This window comes from Flavihumibacter sp. CACIAM 22H1 (genome assembly GCF_001601815.1).
In the GTDB taxonomy this organism is placed as follows: Bacteria; Bacteroidota; Bacteroidia; order Chitinophagales; family Chitinophagaceae; genus Flavihumibacter.
Genome location: NZ_LUKG01000019.1, coordinates 33,108 through 53,129 on the forward strand (window position 1 = coordinate 33,108; position 20,022 = coordinate 53,129).

17 protein-coding genes are annotated in these 20,022 nt (G+C 45.8%); 4 read left to right on the top strand and 13 right to left on the bottom strand.

Annotated features, from left to right (window positions below; translation table 11 throughout):
• From A1D16_RS07605 to A1D16_RS07615, 3 genes are all read left to right on the top strand, one after another.
• Positions 1-734: PAS domain S-box protein (locus A1D16_RS07605; protein ID WP_290708760.1), on the top strand; the 734-nt coding region annotated here is incomplete at its 5' end.
• Positions 697-1,131: an ATP-binding protein gene (locus tag A1D16_RS07610; RefSeq protein ID WP_290708761.1), complete on the top strand. Its 435-nt coding sequence runs from the start codon at positions 697-699 to the stop codon at positions 1,129-1,131. The genes A1D16_RS07605 and A1D16_RS07610, both read left to right, overlap by 38 nt.
• Positions 1,128-1,547, top strand: coding sequence for a response regulator (locus tag A1D16_RS07615; RefSeq protein ID WP_290708762.1), 420 nt, complete (start codon positions 1,128-1,130; stop codon positions 1,545-1,547). Before A1D16_RS07610 ends, A1D16_RS07615 begins: the two co-directional genes overlap by 4 nt.
• A gap of 307 nt (positions 1,548-1,854) precedes the next feature.
• Here the strand turns inward: A1D16_RS07615 and gldN are convergent, their stop codons facing one another.
• From gldN to A1D16_RS07655, 8 genes are all read right to left on the bottom strand, one after another.
• A complete protein-coding gene (gene gldN, locus A1D16_RS07620; protein WP_290708763.1) occupies positions 1,855-2,889 on the bottom strand; it encodes a gliding motility protein GldN in 1,035 nt (344 codons plus the stop codon).
• A 23-nt stretch (positions 2,890-2,912) separates the two neighbouring features.
• Positions 2,913-4,448, bottom strand: coding sequence for a gliding motility protein GldM (gene gldM / locus A1D16_RS07625; protein WP_290708764.1), 1,536 nt, complete (start codon positions 4,446-4,448; stop codon positions 2,913-2,915).
• A gap of 68 nt (positions 4,449-4,516) precedes the next feature.
• The gene (gldL, locus tag A1D16_RS07630) at positions 4,517-5,284 is read right to left on the bottom strand and encodes a gliding motility protein GldL (protein WP_290708765.1); all 768 of its coding nucleotides are present in this window, start codon (positions 5,282-5,284) and stop codon (positions 4,517-4,519) included.
• A gap of 137 nt (positions 5,285-5,421) precedes the next feature.
• On the bottom strand, positions 5,422-6,711 hold the full coding sequence (locus A1D16_RS07635) for an SUMF1/EgtB/PvdO family nonheme iron enzyme (RefSeq protein ID WP_290708766.1): 1,290 nt from the start codon (positions 6,709-6,711) through the stop codon (positions 5,422-5,424).
• A 189-nt stretch (positions 6,712-6,900) separates the two neighbouring features.
• Entirely contained in the window at positions 6,901-9,009 is a 2,109-nt protein-coding gene (locus tag A1D16_RS07640; RefSeq protein ID WP_290708767.1) for a thioredoxin domain-containing protein, read from the bottom strand.
• 87 nt (positions 9,010-9,096) lie between these two features.
• A complete protein-coding gene (locus A1D16_RS07645) occupies positions 9,097-9,891 on the bottom strand; it encodes a uroporphyrinogen-III synthase (protein ID WP_290708768.1) in 795 nt (264 codons plus the stop codon).
• Positions 9,892-9,929: 38 nt separating this feature from the next.
• A complete protein-coding gene (locus A1D16_RS07650) occupies positions 9,930-10,841 on the bottom strand; it encodes a DUF4271 domain-containing protein (RefSeq protein WP_290708769.1) in 912 nt (303 codons plus the stop codon).
• 14 nt (positions 10,842-10,855) lie between these two features.
• Positions 10,856-12,754 (bottom strand): ShlB/FhaC/HecB family hemolysin secretion/activation protein, encoded by a 1,899-nt coding sequence (locus A1D16_RS07655; RefSeq protein WP_290708770.1) that lies wholly within the window; start codon positions 12,752-12,754, stop codon positions 10,856-10,858.
• A gap of 74 nt (positions 12,755-12,828) precedes the next feature.
• On the opposite strand from A1D16_RS07655, the gene hemW reads away from it, so the two are divergent.
• Positions 12,829-13,968, top strand: a complete 1,140-nt coding sequence (gene hemW, locus A1D16_RS07660; RefSeq protein ID WP_290708771.1) for a radical SAM family heme chaperone HemW — start codon at positions 12,829-12,831, stop codon at positions 13,966-13,968.
• 245 nt (positions 13,969-14,213) lie between these two features.
• Here hemW and A1D16_RS07665 read toward each other — a convergent pair whose 3' ends face one another.
• The 5 genes from A1D16_RS07665 to A1D16_RS07685 form a co-directional block, all read right to left on the bottom strand.
• Positions 14,214-15,251, bottom strand: coding sequence for an NAD(P)H-dependent glycerol-3-phosphate dehydrogenase (locus A1D16_RS07665; RefSeq protein WP_290708772.1), 1,038 nt, complete (start codon positions 15,249-15,251; stop codon positions 14,214-14,216).
• 5 nt (positions 15,252-15,256) lie between these two features.
• A complete protein-coding gene (locus A1D16_RS07670) occupies positions 15,257-16,642 on the bottom strand; it encodes an efflux RND transporter periplasmic adaptor subunit (RefSeq protein ID WP_290708773.1) in 1,386 nt (461 codons plus the stop codon).
• Positions 16,643-16,668: 26 nt separating this feature from the next.
• Positions 16,669-18,141, bottom strand: coding sequence for a TolC family protein (locus A1D16_RS07675; protein ID WP_290708774.1), 1,473 nt, complete (start codon positions 18,139-18,141; stop codon positions 16,669-16,671).
• A gap of 83 nt (positions 18,142-18,224) precedes the next feature.
• The gene (locus tag A1D16_RS07680) at positions 18,225-19,403 is read right to left on the bottom strand and encodes an aminotransferase class I/II-fold pyridoxal phosphate-dependent enzyme (RefSeq protein ID WP_290708775.1); all 1,179 of its coding nucleotides are present in this window, start codon (positions 19,401-19,403) and stop codon (positions 18,225-18,227) included.
• Positions 19,404-19,407: 4 nt separating this feature from the next.
• Positions 19,408-20,022 (bottom strand): amino acid permease (locus A1D16_RS07685; RefSeq protein ID WP_290708776.1); only part of this gene is annotated, 615 nt, incomplete at its 5' end.

Consider the following 20,022-nt stretch of genomic DNA (forward strand, 5'->3'; position numbering starts at 1 on the left):
TAGGTGTATTACAGGATATTACCCAAAGAGCACTTGCAGAAAAAGAGAATACGCAACTGGCCGGAATCATTGAAAACAGTATGAATGAAATCTACATTTTTGATGAAACCACCTTCTTATTTGAATATGTAAACAAAGGCGCGTTGCAGAATATCGGCTATTTCCAGGAAGAGATGCAGCGGATGACGCCGCTGGATATAAAACCCGCCTACGATGCAGAACGATTTAACGAGCTAGTCAACCCGCTTCGAACCGGAAAAGAAGATATTCTTTTGTTCAACACTGTACATAAACGAAAAGATGGCTCGCTCTACCATGTAGAAGTTCATTTACAATTAATGAAATTCCGCCATAAAAAAGTATTTACCGCTATTATAATTGATGTGTCGGCCGCGGTTGAATCAGCCCGTCAGCTGAAGGAAATGAATGAGCACTTACAGCAACGCAACCTGGAGTTAAATCAGTTTGCATCAGTAACCGCGCACGATTTACAGGAGCCGCTTCGTATGGTTAAAGGTTTTACCGAATTACTGGAATCAAAATACGCAGCCAAGCTCGATGCTAAGGGCCTTGAGTATATTCATTTCGCCGCCGATGGGGCCCGAAGAATGCAGGTACTGATCAGTGATATTCTAGAATATTCACGCGCAGGCGGAAAAAAATTACGAATGCAACCAGTACAACTAAAAAATTGTATTGGATACCATTCTGCACGATCTGAATGTACGGATTAACACCTCCGGTGCTATGGTGCAGCTTACCGGAATAGAGCAGGTAGTGGTATGGGGTAATCCAAACTGGCTCTACCGGCTTTTTTTAAACCTTATTTCTAACGGGTTAAAGTTTACCCGGCCCGGCATAGCACCAGAATTGCATATAACTGTACGGGAAACCGAAAAAGGCTACGAATTTTGTATCCGCGATAATGGAATAGGTATTTCACTTGCCTTTATAGAACATATCTTTCAACCTTATCAACGGCTTCATAACCGCGAGCAATATGAAGGAACAGGGCTTGGGCTGGCTATTTGCAAAAAGATCGTGGAGCGGCATGGCGGAAGCATCCGTGTTGAATCGACGGAAGGCGAAGGCAGCAGTTTTTATATTGAATTAACAAAACACATTGAATGAAAGAGTTCCATATTTTATTAATAGAGGACAACGAGGGCGATATCTTGATGACAACGGAGTCTATCCTTGAATATGAACCCGGCTGCAGGGTGGAAGTTGCCCGGAACGGACAGGAAGCCATGGAACTCATTGAATCCTACCTGGATGAATCAACCAGGAAGAAACCCGATCTTATCTTACTGGATATAAATCTTCCCCGCAGAAACGGGCACGAGGTATTACAGTTTATTAAGCAGCAACCTGCACTTATTTTTATTCCCGTAGTAATACTTACCACTTCATCCTCTCCGCTTGATATTACACAGTCCTATCAGGCGCATACAAATTCCTACCTGACCAAACCTACCGAAGCGGAAGAATTCAATAAAATGGTGATAGCATTAATAGAGTTTTGGCGCCGCAATGTAAAGCTCTAAAAAACAAAGGGGCCAGGATAGACATCCAGCCCCGTTTTTAAAATCCAATATCCTATGAAAAACCGAGGTAAAGGTAGCTGAATTTTCAATTCTTCCAATACCCGGATGGGGGTATTTTTAGGCATTTCGATGAATGGAACCGGGGAAGCGGGGAAAGGAGAAGGGAGGGAAGGGGGGGATTACGGTCACAATATCGCCCCAAACCTTTTTCGGTTATAGCTCCCAGTAACCCCTTCTCCCCTTCCCCTTCCTCCCAAAAAAACACCCGTCTGTTTCCAGACGGGTGTTCAAGCTCAAAAGCACCTTCTTAATACGACCAGAGATCCTGTTCGTAGTTGAAAATCTTTTCTTTGATATTATCTCCTTCGAGCAAGCGAAGAATGGGGTCTTTAATAAAGGCTTCGATAAATTGATCGCCTGGGTTATCAAGGGTTGACTTGATAATACGGCTGGCGAACATACGGCTTTCAAAAAGCTCTTCCCAACTCATACGAGCACCGAAGTTTTTACCATTGTAAGCTTCATACCGAGCCAGTAAGGGACGCATATCAGGATAATAAACCCAAAATAACGGTGTTACGGCACGGAATGAACCATCTGCATTTTTAATGGTTTTCAAAGGAGCCACACCCAGGATGCGAACATGCAGGCGGGAAGATTCCTTATCAAATACCACTTCTTCTTTAACCCAGTATTTTTCAACTTCTTCTGCATTGAACTCGTTGACGATAACACTGTCTTTCATAATTCCCTGAGAACCATCCGGATCAAGTGCCCAGTTGGGAACCTGGATCGTTAACGGCTCACCAACCAGTTGCTTGGTGATTTCCTTAATGGTAATGGGTGTAGTAAAACGGTCATCTGTTGGATTAAAGGCAGTTAGTTCACCACTTTTGATTGAACCTAACAGGATATTAATGAAGCGCTGGTTACCATTGTCTTCATCCGCTTTGTACATAAAGGGCAGGTTCATTTTTTCGTGAACATCAATTTCCCTCCAAAGCCGTTGACGATACACCGCATCATCTTCGCGGATATGCTCGTAAGCCAGAGGAATACGCTCCTTAACCAGGTTCCGCTCAATGGCGTTATCGTTCCTCAATGACTTGCGGACTTCTCCCAATTTCAGCTCCGGCTCAACAGGTGCAGCTGGTGTTGTATCTGCGGCAGGTGCCTGTGTCAGCGCTGCAGCATTCCCTGTATTATTTTTACTGGTGCTGTTCTTTTTTGTAGAAGAACGCTTGCTGGCGGTACGAGACGGCTTACGCTGCGCCTGTACACCTTCTGTACTGAAGCCTATTACAGCTGCCAGCAAACAAAATTGAATGATACGGTTTTTCATTTTATCCTGTTTTAGTCAATTGCTTATTTCAAATTAAAGAAGATACCGGGCAGTTCACGAACACGACCATCCGGACCTTTCACACGAATCTGATCAAAAAATATGCTGGATCCTGGTGTTGCTTTGTTAATAATTGCAGCAGCACCGCCATTCCAACGGGGGCCATCATTAGCAGCCTGTTGGTAAGTGGCGAAAGCACCACCATTTGCACCAACTACATAACTAACTACGTCATATTTAGCATCAAACTCAGAATCCATGAGTTTTGCCAGTACACCACCCATTGCTTTAAACTGGGCGGCTGGCATAGATCCACCTTTGCTGGCGCCAACCATGGCAGAAGGATCTGGCAGGGATTTTACCCGCATTGGGAAAGAGCTGGTTTTACCATCAACGGTAATCTTGATTTCAGCAGGTCCCATTTTGCTGGGTTTAATGATATAACGATCGCCACCGGCAGGAGTAATAGCACCACCTGTGAAGCTTACGTTCATTTTTTCTTTACCGGCTGAACCAGCAGAGATCATAACCGGGTTATCAACACTCATATAAACCACGTTCATTTTTTCCAGGAATACAGAAGCTCCGGAAGGAACACCTACTGTATACTCTACTACTTTTGAAACGGATTTATCTTCACCGGTATTGGGGTCCTTATAGTTAACTACAACGTTTACCTTGTGTGCACCGGCACCACTTACCGTGGTTTTATACAGTGCAGTACCATCAGGTCCGAGTGCTACAGGAGAACCATTTACACTTACAGAAGGCAAGGCATCTGTAGAGAAAGCACCAATACCTGCGGTGATTTGCAATTCCTGACCAGGCATCAGATAAGTGGAGTTAGTTCCGGCAAATGCCTCGAATTTATCCAGCTTAAATTTCACCTTACCGATCTGCTGGTAGCAATGATCTACCACGATGGCTTCAGAATTTTTTACATCGTTCTGGAACTTACTCAGAATAGTCAATGCAGCAATGGTTGGCGTCATACGGAAATAAGAAGATTTCCAGTCTGCCTGCACCGTGCTTCCTGTCTGAGATTTTGGAATCTTCAGATCAATCGGCAGCGACTTTTCAAAAGTAGCTTTCTGCTCAGGAACAATGGTTAAGATTTTGTTTTTAAACTCGGTCAGTTTAGCAAGCAGTTCATCGCCCTGTTTTCCTTCTACCAGCATACGGGTAGAGGCATCCAGGTTATCGATAGAAAATTTCTCTTGCGGAGTACCGATGTTTTCGCCTTTAGATTCTTTTTTAAGCTGAACCTTCAGGTCTTCAATATATTTGGACACCTCAGCAGAAAGCTTTTGTGCTTCCTGGGCTTTCGGTAGCCAGATTTCAGCATTTTGCCTGGTTTTGGGGTCGTCCATTGCATCTTTAAATGCAGTGAACACAGCTGCGTTTTTCGCATCTACAACACCATTGGCGGTCGAAATGCTTTCGTTTACGGTTTTGAATGCGTTCAGGATTTCAGATGACACGTTCAATGCAAGCAGTGCGGTAAGCACCAAATACATCATGTTAATCATCTTCTGCCTGGGCTCTTTAGGTAAGGCCATGGATCTGGGATTTAAATGTTGTCAATCTAGTTTTTCACAGTTTCGATAGAGGGTACGATCAACCTGGCTTAGGCACGGCCTTGCATTGCGTTCAGCATATTACCATAGATCTGGTTCAGATTACCCAGGTTTTTAGCCAGGGCAGCGATCTGATCCTGTGTTTTCTTGGCATCTTCCACGCTTCCCTGCATAGCTTCAGAAGCCTGTGCCAGATTACCATAGAATTTGTTCATTGCCTTCAGGTGGTTGTTCGTATCCTGCAGTTCCAGTTCATAGATTGTATTCAGAGAACCCAGGTTCTTAGTCAGGGTCTGTACCTGTGTATGGAATTGTTTGGTGCTTTCAGAAGCTTCATTAAATACAGCCATAGTAGAAGCGCTTTTCTGGTATGCATCTTTCATTTGTCCGAGTGCACCAGCAGCTTCTTTGGTTTTGTTGGCGTAATCATTCGTAGCAGCTACTACATCAGATACATCTTTCATCTGATTAACTGTAGTTCCCAGTTTATTAAAACCTTCACTAAGTTTTTTCAGGTTAGCCGGAGTGATATCTGCTTCCTGCATCATTTTATCCAGATTGTTCAGGGCAGGGTTTCCAGCAGGACTAGTAGACAGCTTTGGCAGGGCTTCAGCCAGCGCAGCCATTTCACCACCTGGAGGCGGTAAGAATGCATATACGATAAAGATCAGGGCTTCCGTCAGAAGACCAACGGTAAGCATAATGTCGGCAAAAGAAAGGTGTAGGATTTTTGCCCAGGCTCCGAAGATTACCACCGCAGCGCCCACGCATACGAAGATATTCACGAGTTTGTCAGTTGATTTTGATGCACCAGCCATAGTTGTTAATTTTTGAGTTTGAATAAGGGTTTAGATTGTTGTTATAGAGATATTAGATTTTGATATGGGAATGCCAGTTCGATTTTTCAATCAAATAAATTCAAGTAAGATGTTGTCTTTAGAAATTTGCTATACGCTTATTTTTTGCCTTTGCTCGGTGTAGGAGGAAGATCAATTACAGAGCGGAATCCGATATACGATTTAGCCGTATCCTGGTATTCGTACGAGCGGGTTCCGGTTTGTAGGAAATAACCTACATCTTTCCAGCTACCTCCACGTAATACCTTACGCTTCATCCGGGGAGGATCAGAATCCTTCGCATTGTAACGAATATCAGGGTTCATATCGTGTTGGAAATTGTAACCACCTTCGTAGTACAGGGAAGACGTCCATTCTGCTACGTTACCTGCCATATTGTACAGTCCGAAATCATTCGGCCAGTAAGCATCGGCACGTACGGTGTAGAAACCACCATCTTCCGGATAATTACCGCGGCCAGGTTTAAAGTTGGCCAGCAGGCATCCTTTCTTATTTCTCAGGTAATAGTTACCCCAGGGGAACATAGATTGAGAGCGACCGCCGCGGGCAGCGTATTCCCATTCTGCTTCAGTTGGCAGGCGGAAATCAGACTCCTGAGCGCGTTTTTTGCTTTCCAGGAAAGAATTCAGGAAATGTGTTCTCCATTCGCAAAATGCAGTAGCCTGGTTCCAGCTTACCCCAACCACCGGGTAGTTACCAAATGCGGGGTGAGAGAAATAGCGTTTGGTCATGGGTTCATTATAAGAGTAGGAGAAGTCGCGAATCCATACCAGCGTATCCGGGTAGATGCGTACATCTTTCTTAATGATGAACGTAGAACGGGGCTTACCTGCGTTTTCACGCTTGGAAGCTTCCTTATTATCAAAAGTTTCTGAATGATAGATCAATTTGGAGGCATCCAGCTCTTTTTTACCGAAAATTCTGTTCTCGGGAGAAAGAATCAACTGGTCGATTTTTTCGATGGTAGCCTTATCACCCCATTTAATGGTTTTAGCCTTTGCCCAGTCAACCTGGTCTACCCCGTCAACATTTTTTACAAAGCCCATCAGCTTGGCAGCTGTAGAATCCCGTACCCAGTTTACGAACTGGCGGTATTCGTTGTTGGTGATTTCGGTGGCATCCATCCAGAAGCCATTGATGGATACCTGCTTATTACGGGCAGTGTATGCATAGTTGACATCTTCATCGCTTGGACCCATGTGGAATGTCCCGGGTGGAATGTACACCATTCCCGGAGGTTTTGGCATAGAGTACTTGTTGCCGGGCGCTACGCCGTGCAACTGACCATCGTTTGGTAATCCTCCCTTATTGGAGTTTTTTCCAAACATTCCGCAGCTTGCCAACATAGATACGGCTGCAAGCGTGCACAACGTGGACAGGTTTTTCATTTTCATAATATTAAAGGGTAGTGGGCAAATATAATGTTTTGTCAACATCAGCTTCTCAAGTTTATATTTTACGTCAAGGAACTGATTTTGCTTGTTCCCGTGACAAATTTAACGGTCATTAAAAGAGGATTATTGTTCCACCTCCCAATAAAATCTTGCCAAAAAACCATGTTTTCGGGCTAAAATCACCTAAATATGGTCCAAAATTCTCGCTACAGTAGCTTCCGGCCGAAGGCAGTTATAGCGTTGGCATAGATAGATTAGTGTATCAGGGGCAGGGGGCTTCTGTCGCAAAAGCGGGTAAGCGTCATTTTCCCGGGTTGAGGATTGCAGTACTTTGTACGGAATAAAATTAGCCAATATTTCCATTCGACGTAATTCCGCTGCCGGCCCAACCACTACAATTTCTGCACACCCATCTACCCAACCCATTATTTCCATCGCCCAGGCACCGAATGAACCCGGGTACCGGACCACCGCGTCTGCCATGGCAGCCACCATGGCCGATGCCCTGTCAATCATGTCTTTCCGATCAAATACAATTCCTAAGTACCTGAGATTGAAGGCCATAACTGCGTTTCCCGATGGCTGCGCCCCGTCGTACACCTCTCTTTTTCGCAAAATAAGATCCTGCTGAAACTGGTCGGTATAATAAAACAGGGGGCTTTCATCCGAGCTAAAATCCCGCCAAATTGTTTCTGTTAATTTTTTTGCCTGCTCCAATAATTCATGCCGTCCCGTAACCTCCTGCAAATGAATCAAAGCCTGTACCAGATATGCATAGTCGTCCAAAAAACCAGCGAACTGTGCCGTCCCCCCCTTGTAGGTATGTAGCAGCCGATCTCCATCCTGCAGAAATACCCGAAGCATCCACTCCATGTTTTGCTCAGCCAGCCGTAGGTACTTTTTCTCGCCGGTTGCCGCAAACGCTTTCGACAAGGCGGTGTTCATCAGGGCATTCCAACTTACTAACTGCTTGTCATCCAGTCCCGGAGCTATTCTGGCCGACCGTTGATCCAGCATTTTTTGGCGGATATTGGCCAATTTCCCCGGCAACGCCTCCGGATCCTGGCTGCTATATCCCCTGTCTAACAATTCAGCCAGCGTCCGCGATTTTGTCAATATGTTAATTCCTTCCCAATTCCCCTCTGTACTTATGCCTAGCCAATCGCAGGCCAACTCCGCCTCGTTACCGAGCAGTTCTTCGAGTTCCCCTTTTTCCCACACATAATATTTCCCCTCCTCTCCTTCTGAATCCGCATCCAGTGCCGAATAAAAACTGCCTTCCGGCGACATCAGTTCTCTTTCCAGGAAATCAATGGTTTCCCCGATGGTAGTAGCAAATACTTGTTTGCCGGTTAACTGGAATGCTTCCGAAAGTACGGAAACCAGCAATGCCTGATCGTATAACATTTTTTCAAAATGTGGCACTAACCAGGAATTATCCGTTGAATATCTTGAAAAACCTCCACCAAGCTGGTCATAGATACCGCCGCCTATCATTTTCTCAAGGCTTAGCATAGCTTGTTGAAGGGCTTCTTCAGCAGGCGTTTCCATAGCCCCTTCTTTCCATACGGGTATGGCAAGCGGAAGGTTGCCCTGTCGGAAGCGTGATTTTTTATCGAGATAACGCGCAGCATACCGCAGCAGGTAAGCGATGGAAAAGCTTTGCGGAAATTTGGGAGCACGGCCAAACCCGCCTTCTTTTTTATCGGCATTCTTAAGTAGCGCCAGCGCTATCTGGCTTAACTGATCAGCGTGAAATCCCTTATCAGCCTGGTTGCCCTCTCCTATCCGGTTTGCCTGAATGAGGTGGGCCGTTATGTTTGCTGCCTGGTTTATCACTTCTTCCCGCCGTTTTGTCCAGGCAGTGGAAACCCCTTCCAGCACGTCTTTCCAGGCGGGCATGTTGTGATAAGGACTGGGGGGAAAATAAGTGCCTCCATAAAAAGGCTTGCCATCCGGGCTCAGGAAAACATTTAATGGCCATCCCCCGCTGCCTGTCATGGAAGTAAGGGCGTCCATGTAAATATGATCAATATCGGGGCGTTCTTCGCGGTCTACCTTAATATTGATGAAGTGTTCATTCATGATAGCTGCCACTGCCGGATCTTCAAAACTCTCGCGCTCCATTACATGACACCAATGACAGGCGGCGTAACCGATGCTGATAAGAATGGGTCGATCTGATTTTTGAGCAGCCTGTAATGCTTCTGTACCCCAGGGATACCAATCAACCGGGTTATGTGCATGCTGCAATAAATACGGACTACTTTCTTTTGCTAATCTGTTAGGCATGGAAGCGGATAAACGATAAACGGTGAAATCTGAGAAAGAAAGTTAAGCCTTTTTCAGTTTTCACCGTTTGCGTTTCAACTTCCCTTATCACTTCTTTTTCGTACTGTTCAAAAACTGTTCCAGCGCTGCAACCATTGATGGAGCCTGCGGCTGGGGAGCTTTGATATCCAGGGCTAAACCGGCTTCTTCCACCGCTTTGGAAGTATTGCTGCCGAATGCACCGATGAGGGTGCCATTTTGTTGGAAAGTGGGGTAGTTTTCAAAAAGGCTTTTAACCCCGCTGGGGGTAAAAAAGCAGATGATATCATATTGATGCGATCCGAGAATCGGCTTCAGGTCATTCGATATAGTGCGGTACATGAAAGGAGTGGCAAATTCACACTTATGCGCTTTTAACCAGCTGACAATATCATTGTCCTGCTGGTTCTCCGAACAGGGATAAAGGAAGGTTTCATTTTCCTTGTGTTTATTAACCACATCAAACATGCTTTTATTGGAACCATCGGCCCCATAAAAAACCTTGCGTTTTCTGTAGAGAATAAATTTCTGCAGATAAAGTGCAACGGCTTCCGTAATGCAGAAATACTTGGTATCCTGCGAAACGTTTACTTTCAACTCTTCACAGATGCGAAAAAAATGATCGATCGCATTTCTGCTGGTAAAAATGACCGCTGAAAACTGTGCAATGTCAATTTTTTGCTTCCTGAAATCCTTTGCAGGAATTCCTTCCAAACTTATAAAGGGATGAAAGTCTAAGGTCACGCCAAATTTCCTACCTAATTCAAAGTAGGGAGATTTGTCACTTTCAGGCCTCGGTTGGGTGATCAGGATTTTCTTGATTGCAGGAGCTCCAGCTCCCTTCTTAGCCTCGTTCTTTAGCATTTTTTCTTAAGCTAAATGTTCTTAAAGTTAATTAACACCTACACTAATTTCGTTAACACCTTATAAATCAACAGTAAGGGTGCTACTTCGAAGGCACAAAGGTATAAAAAAAAGTGGAAACGGCTTGCTCTTAGTTCCCGGGTAATAAAACCATAGGCACTTGTATAGCGATAGAGGAAAATTACCCCCACCAAAACATAGGAAACTGTCTGGGCTATGGTGGCCAGGGGCTCCCCGGCAAAAGCCATAAGCAGCAGGAGTGGTAAAAGGAAAATCCCCAGCACTTTATTGCAGAGAAATACGATAAAGACATAGGTATCAATGGTATCTGTCATACGCAGACTCCAACCCAGGAATTTAAGTAAGAAGTTTTTACCCAGGTAAATCAGCGCAATGGCCCCCACCGAATACAGGTAAAGCTCCCAAAATCCAGGATTGTCAGCTCCAACCTGCCTTTCCTGAAGAATAAAAGTCGCCAATAACCCTGCTGCTGCCACAAAATGAGCATTCAGGAGAAGACTTGCCAGTGGTGTTTGTAATAACTGCTCCCGTATTTGTTTCGCTTTAAGAGAAGCCCGAAAGAAAACCTTGAACATATTTTCGAGATATCTTCCAAAGCTGACCTTAATCAAGGCCAATAAAAACAACAGTCCGAGTAATAAATAAAAAACGCCTTCTTTTCCCCTGACCGTTTTAGGCTGAATGGTCCGGTATACCCCCTTCGCTGAAAAGTTAAGATAGGGGTGTGATTGCAATAATTTATAGTAGCCGGTTTTTGTAAAATCTACCGGCACCCAAACAGGTGCCACAGGCTGCAGCTGGCTGGCAGGCGGCGTACCCCCACCGGTTCCGCTATCCGCAGCAACTTTGGGCAAACTATCCTGCGCGGCAAGCGGACCAGCCAGGAGCAGTACATAACAAATAAAAATGGGGAGAATTCTTTGCATCATGAGCAGGGTGCAATTTAGAAATAATTCACATAGCCCAGATGAATCTTGGTTTGGCGCAGATTAAACGGGCTGTCACTTCGTTTACCTGCCGCCAGTGAAAGGTTGAAAAAACCGGCGGCAGTTTCGAAGGCGAGGCCTAATCCCGCCCCCAACAGGTTATTCCGGCTTTGGCCCAGTGCGCTTTTGCTGGAGGTAAATCCATAATCGGCGAATCCGAAAAAATAAGAATTGATGCCTACCAGGTAGCGGTATTCAATGGTATTCACCAGGTAACGAGCGGCGAAAATACTTTCTTCGTCAAACCCCCGCATCAGTTTATAGCCTCCTATTTGAAACAATTCGTTCCGGTAAAGAGAGGGGCTCTGCACCCACCCTCCGCTTGCCAGCAGTTGAATAGTAGCCTGCCTTCCAACAGGTAAAAATTTGGCCAACCGGGCCTTTACCCTAAACTGGTAGGTTTTGAGATCAATGGTATCATACAGGGCCGCATAATCAAAGCCGGTATCTTTTATATCCAGCACGGCATTGTTTTTCCTGATGGTACGGGTACCCGCGGTAACCGAGCCATACAATTCCCAGCCTTTCCTCGGATTACGCCGGTAATTGGTGGTATTCAAGTCATAATCTACTCCCAGATTTACAATACTCATGTCGATGTCGGTGGGTAGTCGTTTAGATGCTTTGATACGGTTGGTATCAATATTTACCAGGTTGGTTCTAAACAGCTGGATGAACACTTTCCCGGTTTGTTTGGCAGAGACCGCGTATTGAAGTCCCAATTGGGTGTTGATATTTAAAAAGGAGCTGTCTTTTTTAAAGAGATCAAACTGGGTACTGATACCGAATGCGGAGCCGAACAGGTACGGTTGTTGAAAGACCAGGTTTAACCGCGGTGATTTCACCTGCAATTGTTGCCAGTTTACGCCAATGGTTTCTCCATTTCCCAAGGCATTTTTAAGATTCAGATTGGCCTCACCGGTTACCTGGAATTTATTTTGCCCGCTGGCAGTAGTAGTGGGCAGCAGGCCGAGCAATACATTTATCTGGCTGCTTTTGCGGGGCTCCAGGTAAAGATCCAGGATGGCTCCGTTTCCGCCGAAACGCAGTGCCCAGGGTTTGTTTTCCTGCAGGTAGGGTAATTCCCGGAGCCGCACCGATACATTATTAAAGGCAGTTTTCTGAAACCGCATTCCTTTGGGAAGGTCCAGGTAACGATGTAAAAATTTTTCATTTATACTGGCTTTTCCATTTACCTGGATACTGTCGAGGGTATAACTCAACCCTTTTGTGATGCGTAAACTTCCATCAATAACTGCGGTGGTTGGATTGGATGAGCGAATGGTAAAACTATCTAACTGTACAGAGGCAAAAGGAAATCCATTATTGTAGAGATACTCTAGGAGTTGTTGTTGAATTTTTTCGAGGGTTTGGTTAGAAAAGATAGTTCCCGGTGGCGGTTGGCCGGCAGCAGCGGTTCTTCTTTTTACTGTTGAAACAGGCAACAACAGGTGGGTGCTTGTATCGATAAAAACGCCGGCTTCGGCCAATTCGGTCCCAGACATGCCATTAACCCGGATTTGCCCCCATTGAAATTGGTCACCCAGGTAGATGTAGGCGATGGTGAGGGTATCGGATTCTTTCAAACTGTCGACCGAGGCGGCAGCATATCCCTTTAAAGCGAGGATTGAATCGAGCGTAAAAACATATTGCAGGCAAAGCGACCGTGTAGGAAAACTGGATTTCAACTGGAGCGCAGCAAGCCGCCCTGGATCCGAATCAGTTGCTTTAATTTCCAACCGGTGGGCAACAAGCTCTTGGCCTTGTTGAGCTGCTAATTGAGTGGCATTCAGCAAGACTACCAGGAAAAAAAATCCTGCCAGCAGGTATGATCGGTTAATTAAAGCACCCTTCATCACGCGGTAAAATAACGCTTTGAACGCAATCTGGATTGCGGGAACTGGATTAACTTTGCCGGTCAACCTATACTTTGGCCGGAATTTATCTACATATCCCCTTTTGTCGCAAGGCTTGTCATTATTGTAATTTTCATTTTTCAACGCAATTGCACAATAAAGCTGTGCTGGTAGAAGCGATTAAACAGGAAATCGGCCAGCGTTCCGGAGAATTGCGGCAGCAGCCGGTTAACACGATTTATTTCGGCGGTGGCACGCCCTCTTTGTTAACAATGGATGAGCTAACCGGTTTACTGGAACGTATTCGTCAAGAGGTAAACCTGGCAGAAGGGGCTGAGATCAGTTTGGAAGCAAACCCGGATGATTTGCAGCCAGAATTATTGTCTGCCTGGAGGGAAAGCGGGGTAAATCGCCTCAGTATTGGCATACAGTCTTTTCACCAGTCGGACCTCGACTGGATGAACAGGGCGCACACAGCCGTAGAAGCCAGGCTTGGTTTGGACCTGGTCCGGGAAGCGGGCTTTACGAATTTCAGCATTGACCTTATTTATGGCACCCCAGGTTTAACGGACGAAGCGTGGGTGGAAAATATCCGACAGGCGTTGGCCATCGGGGCGCCACATTTATCCTGTTATGCATTAACCGTGGAAGAAAAAACGGCACTGGCGCATATGGTAAAAACTGCTCGTATCCCTGATACAGATCCGGAACAACAGAGCCGGCAGTTTTTGATTTTAATGCGGGCGTTGCGGGCTGCGGGTTATGAGCAGTACGAGATTTCCAATTTTGCCTTACCGGGTTGGCGCAGCAGGCATAATAGTTCGTATTGGAACGGTGACCCTTACCTGGGTGTGGGGCCGGGTGCGCATTCTTATGATGGGCGTTTCCGCCGATGGAATGTTTCGAATAATGCGTTGTACCTGAAAGCGATTCAGGCGAATGAGATTTTTCATGAGCAGGAAGAATTGACAATAGAAAACCGTCGGCATGAGTACATTATGACATCGCTGCGAACAATTGAGGGCTTGAACCTGGAATATTACAAGCAGGTTTTTGGAGAAAGAGAGTTGGAAAGTCTGTTGCTACGGTTTGGCCGGTATCAGGAACAAATGGAGCGGGCGGGGGAACTTCGCCTGTTTCAGCAGGACAACCGTATCCTGCTAACGGATGAGGGCCGGTTGTTTGCGGATGGGATTGCGGCTTTTCTGTTTTAGGCTTTTAGGTGTCAGACACATGTTAGACATGTGTCTGACACCTCTCTAACATAGTTCTAACACCTAACCCGGATTTTTAGGCGTAACTTTACTATGATGCCAGTAAGTTTTTCTGTTTACGGTTCTGCCATGCTGCTGATCTTGGCAATTGTCGTACTACGACAAGGCTGGCTCTATTTTACAGGCCGCAACACCCCAAACTAAGGCCTGTATGTTAGAACAGTATCCTAACACCTGTCTGACACCTAAATCAATACTTCCTCAATTAAGTCAAAGCCGGCAGCCGGAGATAGCTGCTGCCAGAGAATTCGGTAGATAGCCGAGGCAATCGGGATCTCGGCCTGAATCGACTGGTTGATAATCTCAATACTGCGACTCGCATTATACCCTTCTGCCACCATATTCATTTCCAACTGCGCACTTATCACTGAGTATCCCTTGCCGATCATATTGCCAAAAGTCCGGTTTCGGCTATATAAAGAATAACAGGTAACCAGCAAATCACCCAGGTAAACAGATGCCGCATAGTTGGCATCCTTCTTATGCGTAACAGGATCCGCCCCCTGGTGCGATCCCACTTCCATTCGCTGAACGCCAACCTTCTTCAGAAATGCAGCCATCTCATCCGCACAATTCGCTATAAATACACTCTGAAAATTATCTCCATAGTCAAGTCCATGGGCAATGCCCGCACCCAACGCATAAATATTCTTCAGTATAGCCGCATACTGCACCCCCAACACATCCGAATTTACGATCGTGTTAATGTACCAGGTTTTAAAATAAGAAGCCAGCTTAACAGTTAATGCCTCATCAATTCCGGAAAATGTCAGGTAGGATAACCGCTCCCGCGCAACCTCTTCTGCATGGCAAGGGCCCATTAAGGTAAAATAAGCAGATAAAGGAACATTAAACTGTTGCTGCAACCACTCGTTTAACAGGATATTCTTATCCGGCACCATACCTTTTACCGCAGAGATCACCAGTTTCCCTTCCAATGCACCTGGCGGCAATTCCTTAAACGTATCAATGATATACGCAGAAGGCACCGCTACCACCAAACAATCGCAGGATTCCACCAACGGCGTAATAGATGTATGCAGGTGCAATTTGTTAATCTCAAAGCTGGCGGAAGAAAGGTAATTCGGATTATGCTTCCGTTGTATCAGATGTTGCCGGATCGCTTCACTCCGAACCAGCCAGTGAATCGTATTGCCATTATCCGTTACGATTTTGGCCAGCGCTGTTGCCCAACTGCCACTACCAATAATTCCCAGCCGCATCTTGCTTACTTTTTCTTTTCAAACAACTCTTCTTTCTTCACCACCTTCACTTTGTCCTTATTCTTCAGTGTTTTTGAAACCAGCGAATAAGGACCGGTGATCACTTCATCTCCTTCTTTTAATCCACTTAATACTTCAATATAGGTGATGTCCTGGATATCGGTCCGTACTTTAACGCGCCGCACTGTTGTTTTATCTGCTTCCAATACAAATACCACTTCGTCCAGTTCTGAACTAATCGACTTACGATCATCCGGCTTATTATTGTTTTCACCACTTTCAGCAGTAGATGTTCTGGTTTCATTTACTGCCTTGTCCGAATCCTTCTCACGTGTTGTTACTGCATTGATAGGAACAGCCAGCACATCCGCCTTCCGCTTCGTTTGTATATCTGCACTGGCACTCATACCCGGACGAAAAGGAAAGCTCTTAGGCCGGGATGGATCAATGAGATCCTGGTAAGATTCCTTCAATAAACGGATGCGTACTTCATAATTCGTTACATCATTGGTTACGGCAGTTGCTGTTGCGGAAGACAAGGCTTTACTGCTGCTGGCAATCTGGGTAACAATACCTTTAAACTTACGGGCATTGTAAGCATCAATTTCGATCAACGCAGAATCACCTAAATGAACCTTAGGAATATCATTTTCTCCTACTTCCACCCGAACCTCGATTTTATCCATATCAGCAATGCGCATCATTTCCGTACCCGTCATCTGTGCAGTTCCCACAACCCGCTCGCCTTTTTTTACCGCCATTAAAGAAACAACCCCGTTCATGGGCGCCAGGATGGTAGTTCTACCAAGATTTTTATTGGCACTTTCAAGGTTTGCCCGGGTACTTGCTACAGATGCCTTGTTAGCTGTAATGGTCTGAAGTCCGGCATTGTAATTTGCCTTAGCCGTATTGTAGGCATTTTCAGCCTGCTCAAATTCTGCACGGGAAATAACTTTCTCCTTCATCAATTGTTCCTGCCGGCGGAATTGCGCTTCAGACTGGGCCAATGCACTCTGCAATGCCTCGAGCTGGGCCTGGCTGTTTTCTACGATAGCCTGTTGCTGTCGGACACTGGCGGCTACCTGGTCTCGCTGCGTCAGGTAGATATCAGCAAAAATTTTAGCCAGCACCTGACCTTTCCGCACGCTGTCGCCCTCTTCCACCGTTAGTTCCACTATTTCTCCGGATATATCCGAGCTCACTTTTACTTCCACTTCCGGATACACTTTACCACTGGCATTTACCGTTTCAATAATCGTGCGTTTCGCCACCTTTTCCGTTGTTACTTTAATACCTTCTTCACCACCGATCACACCAGCCTGCTTTAAAGCGAACAACCCGCCAATCAGTACCACCACGCCAACCAGTAACCATACTAATTTCTTATTCATATGTGTAGTATATTCTTGTACTTTAATTATAATTTGATGCCCTGCCCTTTATAGAATTCCAGCACTTTCATTCTGAATACATAATCGAACTGTGCGTTGACCATATCAATTTTAGAGCGGGTAAGATTGGTTTGTGAGGTAATCAGTTCTAAGGTAGATAACAAACCCAGTTCATAACGGCGCAGGGTATAATTGTACGAGCGATCCGCTGCGCTTACACTGTTTCTGGCTGCATTGTATTTCTGCATAGCAGCTACTGCACTTGTATAAGCATTATAAATATTGGATTTCAACTGAAGGTTGCCCTGCTCAATAATAAGTTCCGCATTGGTCAGGTTCAGTTTCGAACGCTGATAGTTGGTTCTGGATTGCCACCCACCTAAAATAGGAATGCTGATTCCTACGCCTATATTCTGCCGGAAGTTATTGGACATTTGCGTTCCCCAGCCCTCCCAAAGCTCACCAAAGCTCTTGTTCGATTGTAACACCTGTACATTGGGCGTTTGCAGCGGAATGATATCGCCATTCACCGTAACTGCACCATTGGTTGGATTAGGGGGATTATACCCCAGAAAATTTGCACCGGTAATCTTTCTATTGGAACTCGCAAAGTTGGATGCCAGTCCGCCAAACGCAAAAAAACTGGGATACAAATTCGATTTGGCTGCTTTTATGGAGTATTCCAGCGATTTGCGGCGTAATTCATTCGCCTTGATCACCGGTTGGTTCTGTAAAGCCATAGTATAGACCAGTTCGGGTTCCAGTTCGGCTATAGGATCTACCGGTATCCGGTCTACAGGTGGTACGGCAATAGCAAAAGGGGCGCCGGCATCCAATGCCAGCAAGGCTTTTAAGGACAGCAGGTTAAGCTCATAGGTAGACCTTGCCGAAATCAGCGTTGAGCTGTCCCTGGCCAGTTGTGCTTCGAGGTCAACCGCGTTCAATTCAGGTAAAGTGCCTGCTTCCACTCTTTTCCTGGTATCATTCAGCTGGCTCTGGCTCTGTTTGACCTGAACTTCCACGATATCTACCTGAACTTTTGAAAGCAGGGCCGTAAGGTAGGCGGTGGCCACATTCAGGGCCAGGTCATTTTTATTGGTCTCCAGGTCTGCATTGGCAGCTTCCGCCTCTAATTTTGAGGCCAGCATATTATTGGTAATCCTATTCCAGTTAAAAATGGTAACATTCGTATTAAACTGGAACCCCTGGAATAACAACTGCTGATTCGTAAAGAGGTTGGTGGTGGGATCAATGGACCTACCAAACTGGTAGCCGGTATTGGTGTTAAAATCGGCCGTCGGGATCCGGGCTTTTTTGCTCTGATCATAGAGCAACCCACTGATCCGACGCTGCACGTCGGCCTGGCGGGTCGAAACATTGTGTGCAATCGCATATTCTACGCACCGCCTCAGATCCCACTGATCTTCCTGCGCCTGCGATTCCTGAACCAGCCCCAAACCAACAACTAAACAATAGGATAACCGTTTAAAAAATAACATGTACAAGGGTTAAGGGGTTAAAAATAAAGAATTCAATGGCTCCGACCCGACCGGTCATATAATTATCGTGAAAAAACTCCCCATCAACCACCAGCGGCAGCTAAGAAAGCCTGTTCAAGGTCGGCAATCAGGTAATCGGCCGACTCCTGCCCTACATATAACCGTAGCATACGATGTTCCTTTTTTTCGGCACGGAAATGAGCCGGGGAAACGCCTGCGCAGCGGGGAATGATAAGACTTTCATGGCCACCCCAACTGACCGCCATGTAGATGTGCTGCAAGGCTTCACAAAAACGGATAATCTCTTCCCTGGAATCGGTTTTGTAGACGATGGTGAGCAAACCGCAGCCCCCCTGCATTTGTTTTCTTGCCCGCTCATAATCCGGGAACTCCGGGTCCAGCGGAAATAGGCAGGCTTCCACCTTGGGATGTTTTTTAAGGTACTGAAGTACCTGGTGCGTCGTTTGGGTTACCTGTTCCAGCCGCATAGGCAGGGTCCTTAGCCCCCTTAGCAGTAACCAGGCATTAAATGGTTGAATTCCACTTCCGACCGTCAGGTATTCGTTGTCAAATATTTTCCGGATCAGTGCCCCCGACCCGCTGATTACCCCTGCTACGGTATCCGAATGCCCCCCGATATATTTTGTAGCCGACTGAATAGATAAATCAATACCCAAGGCAATCGGCTGCTGGTAAATAGGCGTGCAGTAGCTGTTATCCACTACCGTTAAAATACCCCTTGACCTGGCCAGTTCAGCGATGGCCTTCAGGTCCTGAATGGCAAAATTCCAGCTATTGGGCGTTTCCAGGTAAATCAGGCGGGTATTCGGCCGAATAGCCGCTGCATAATCAGTTGCGTCTCCCCCTTCCACATAGCTGGTTTCTACACCAAAGCGGGGTAATAAAACAGAAAATAACCGTTCGGCCCAGGTATAGGGCTTTTTTACAGAAAGGATATGATCACCTGCTTTCACATTGGCTACCACTGCCGCAAAAATGGCAGCAGCACCACTATTCAGAACCAGGCAATCTTCCGCACCGTCTAAGGCAGCCAGTTTTTTCCGCAGGATCTCCACTGTCGGATTCAACCCCCTGCTGTATAAAAAACCACTCATCTCGTCCTCAAATGCTTTGGATAAGGCATCCACCTTACGAAAAACGAAATTGCTGGTCTGCATAATGGGCGGCGCCATGGCATTAAAATACTGCTCCCGCTCCTCCCCCAATTCATTAATTATATAGGATAAATCCATCTTTGTCATCTTTTCAACTGTTTTTTTTACGTACCACCAAAAAATAAATCCCCAGGAAAGCAGCAAATACAGCCAAGCCGGTTAAAGCCAGCATAGGTGTATTAATCGCAATACTTATTCCCACAAATGTATAGGCTGCCATAAACACCAACGGAAGCAAGGGATATAATTTTATCGTGTAGATACCTGTACCATCCAGTTGCCTGGTCCTTTTCCGCAGCATAAATATGGTTGCAGCAGAAGTAGCCATACCGATCGAATCCAGGAATATGGTAAACCCCAGGATCTTTTCAAAAGTGTTGGCAAAGAACAATACAATAATACAGATCGCTGCAAATACCGTCAGACTAACGGTAAGAACCCCTCGTTTTTCGTTGGTACGGGCAAATAGTTTTGGTAAAATTCCGTCCACACTCATCGCATACATAACCCGGGGATTGCTTAGCAGTAATACATTTACATAAGCCAGTACGGCCAGGAATAAGAGCATTGTAAAAATTGTTTTACCTACGGGTCCGAACATTTTTTCTGCTACTACCGCGGCAATACCGCGGGTGGTTTTTAACTCCTCAAAACCTATTATATGTACATAGGCCATTTGAACCAGCAGGTACAATCCAATGATCAG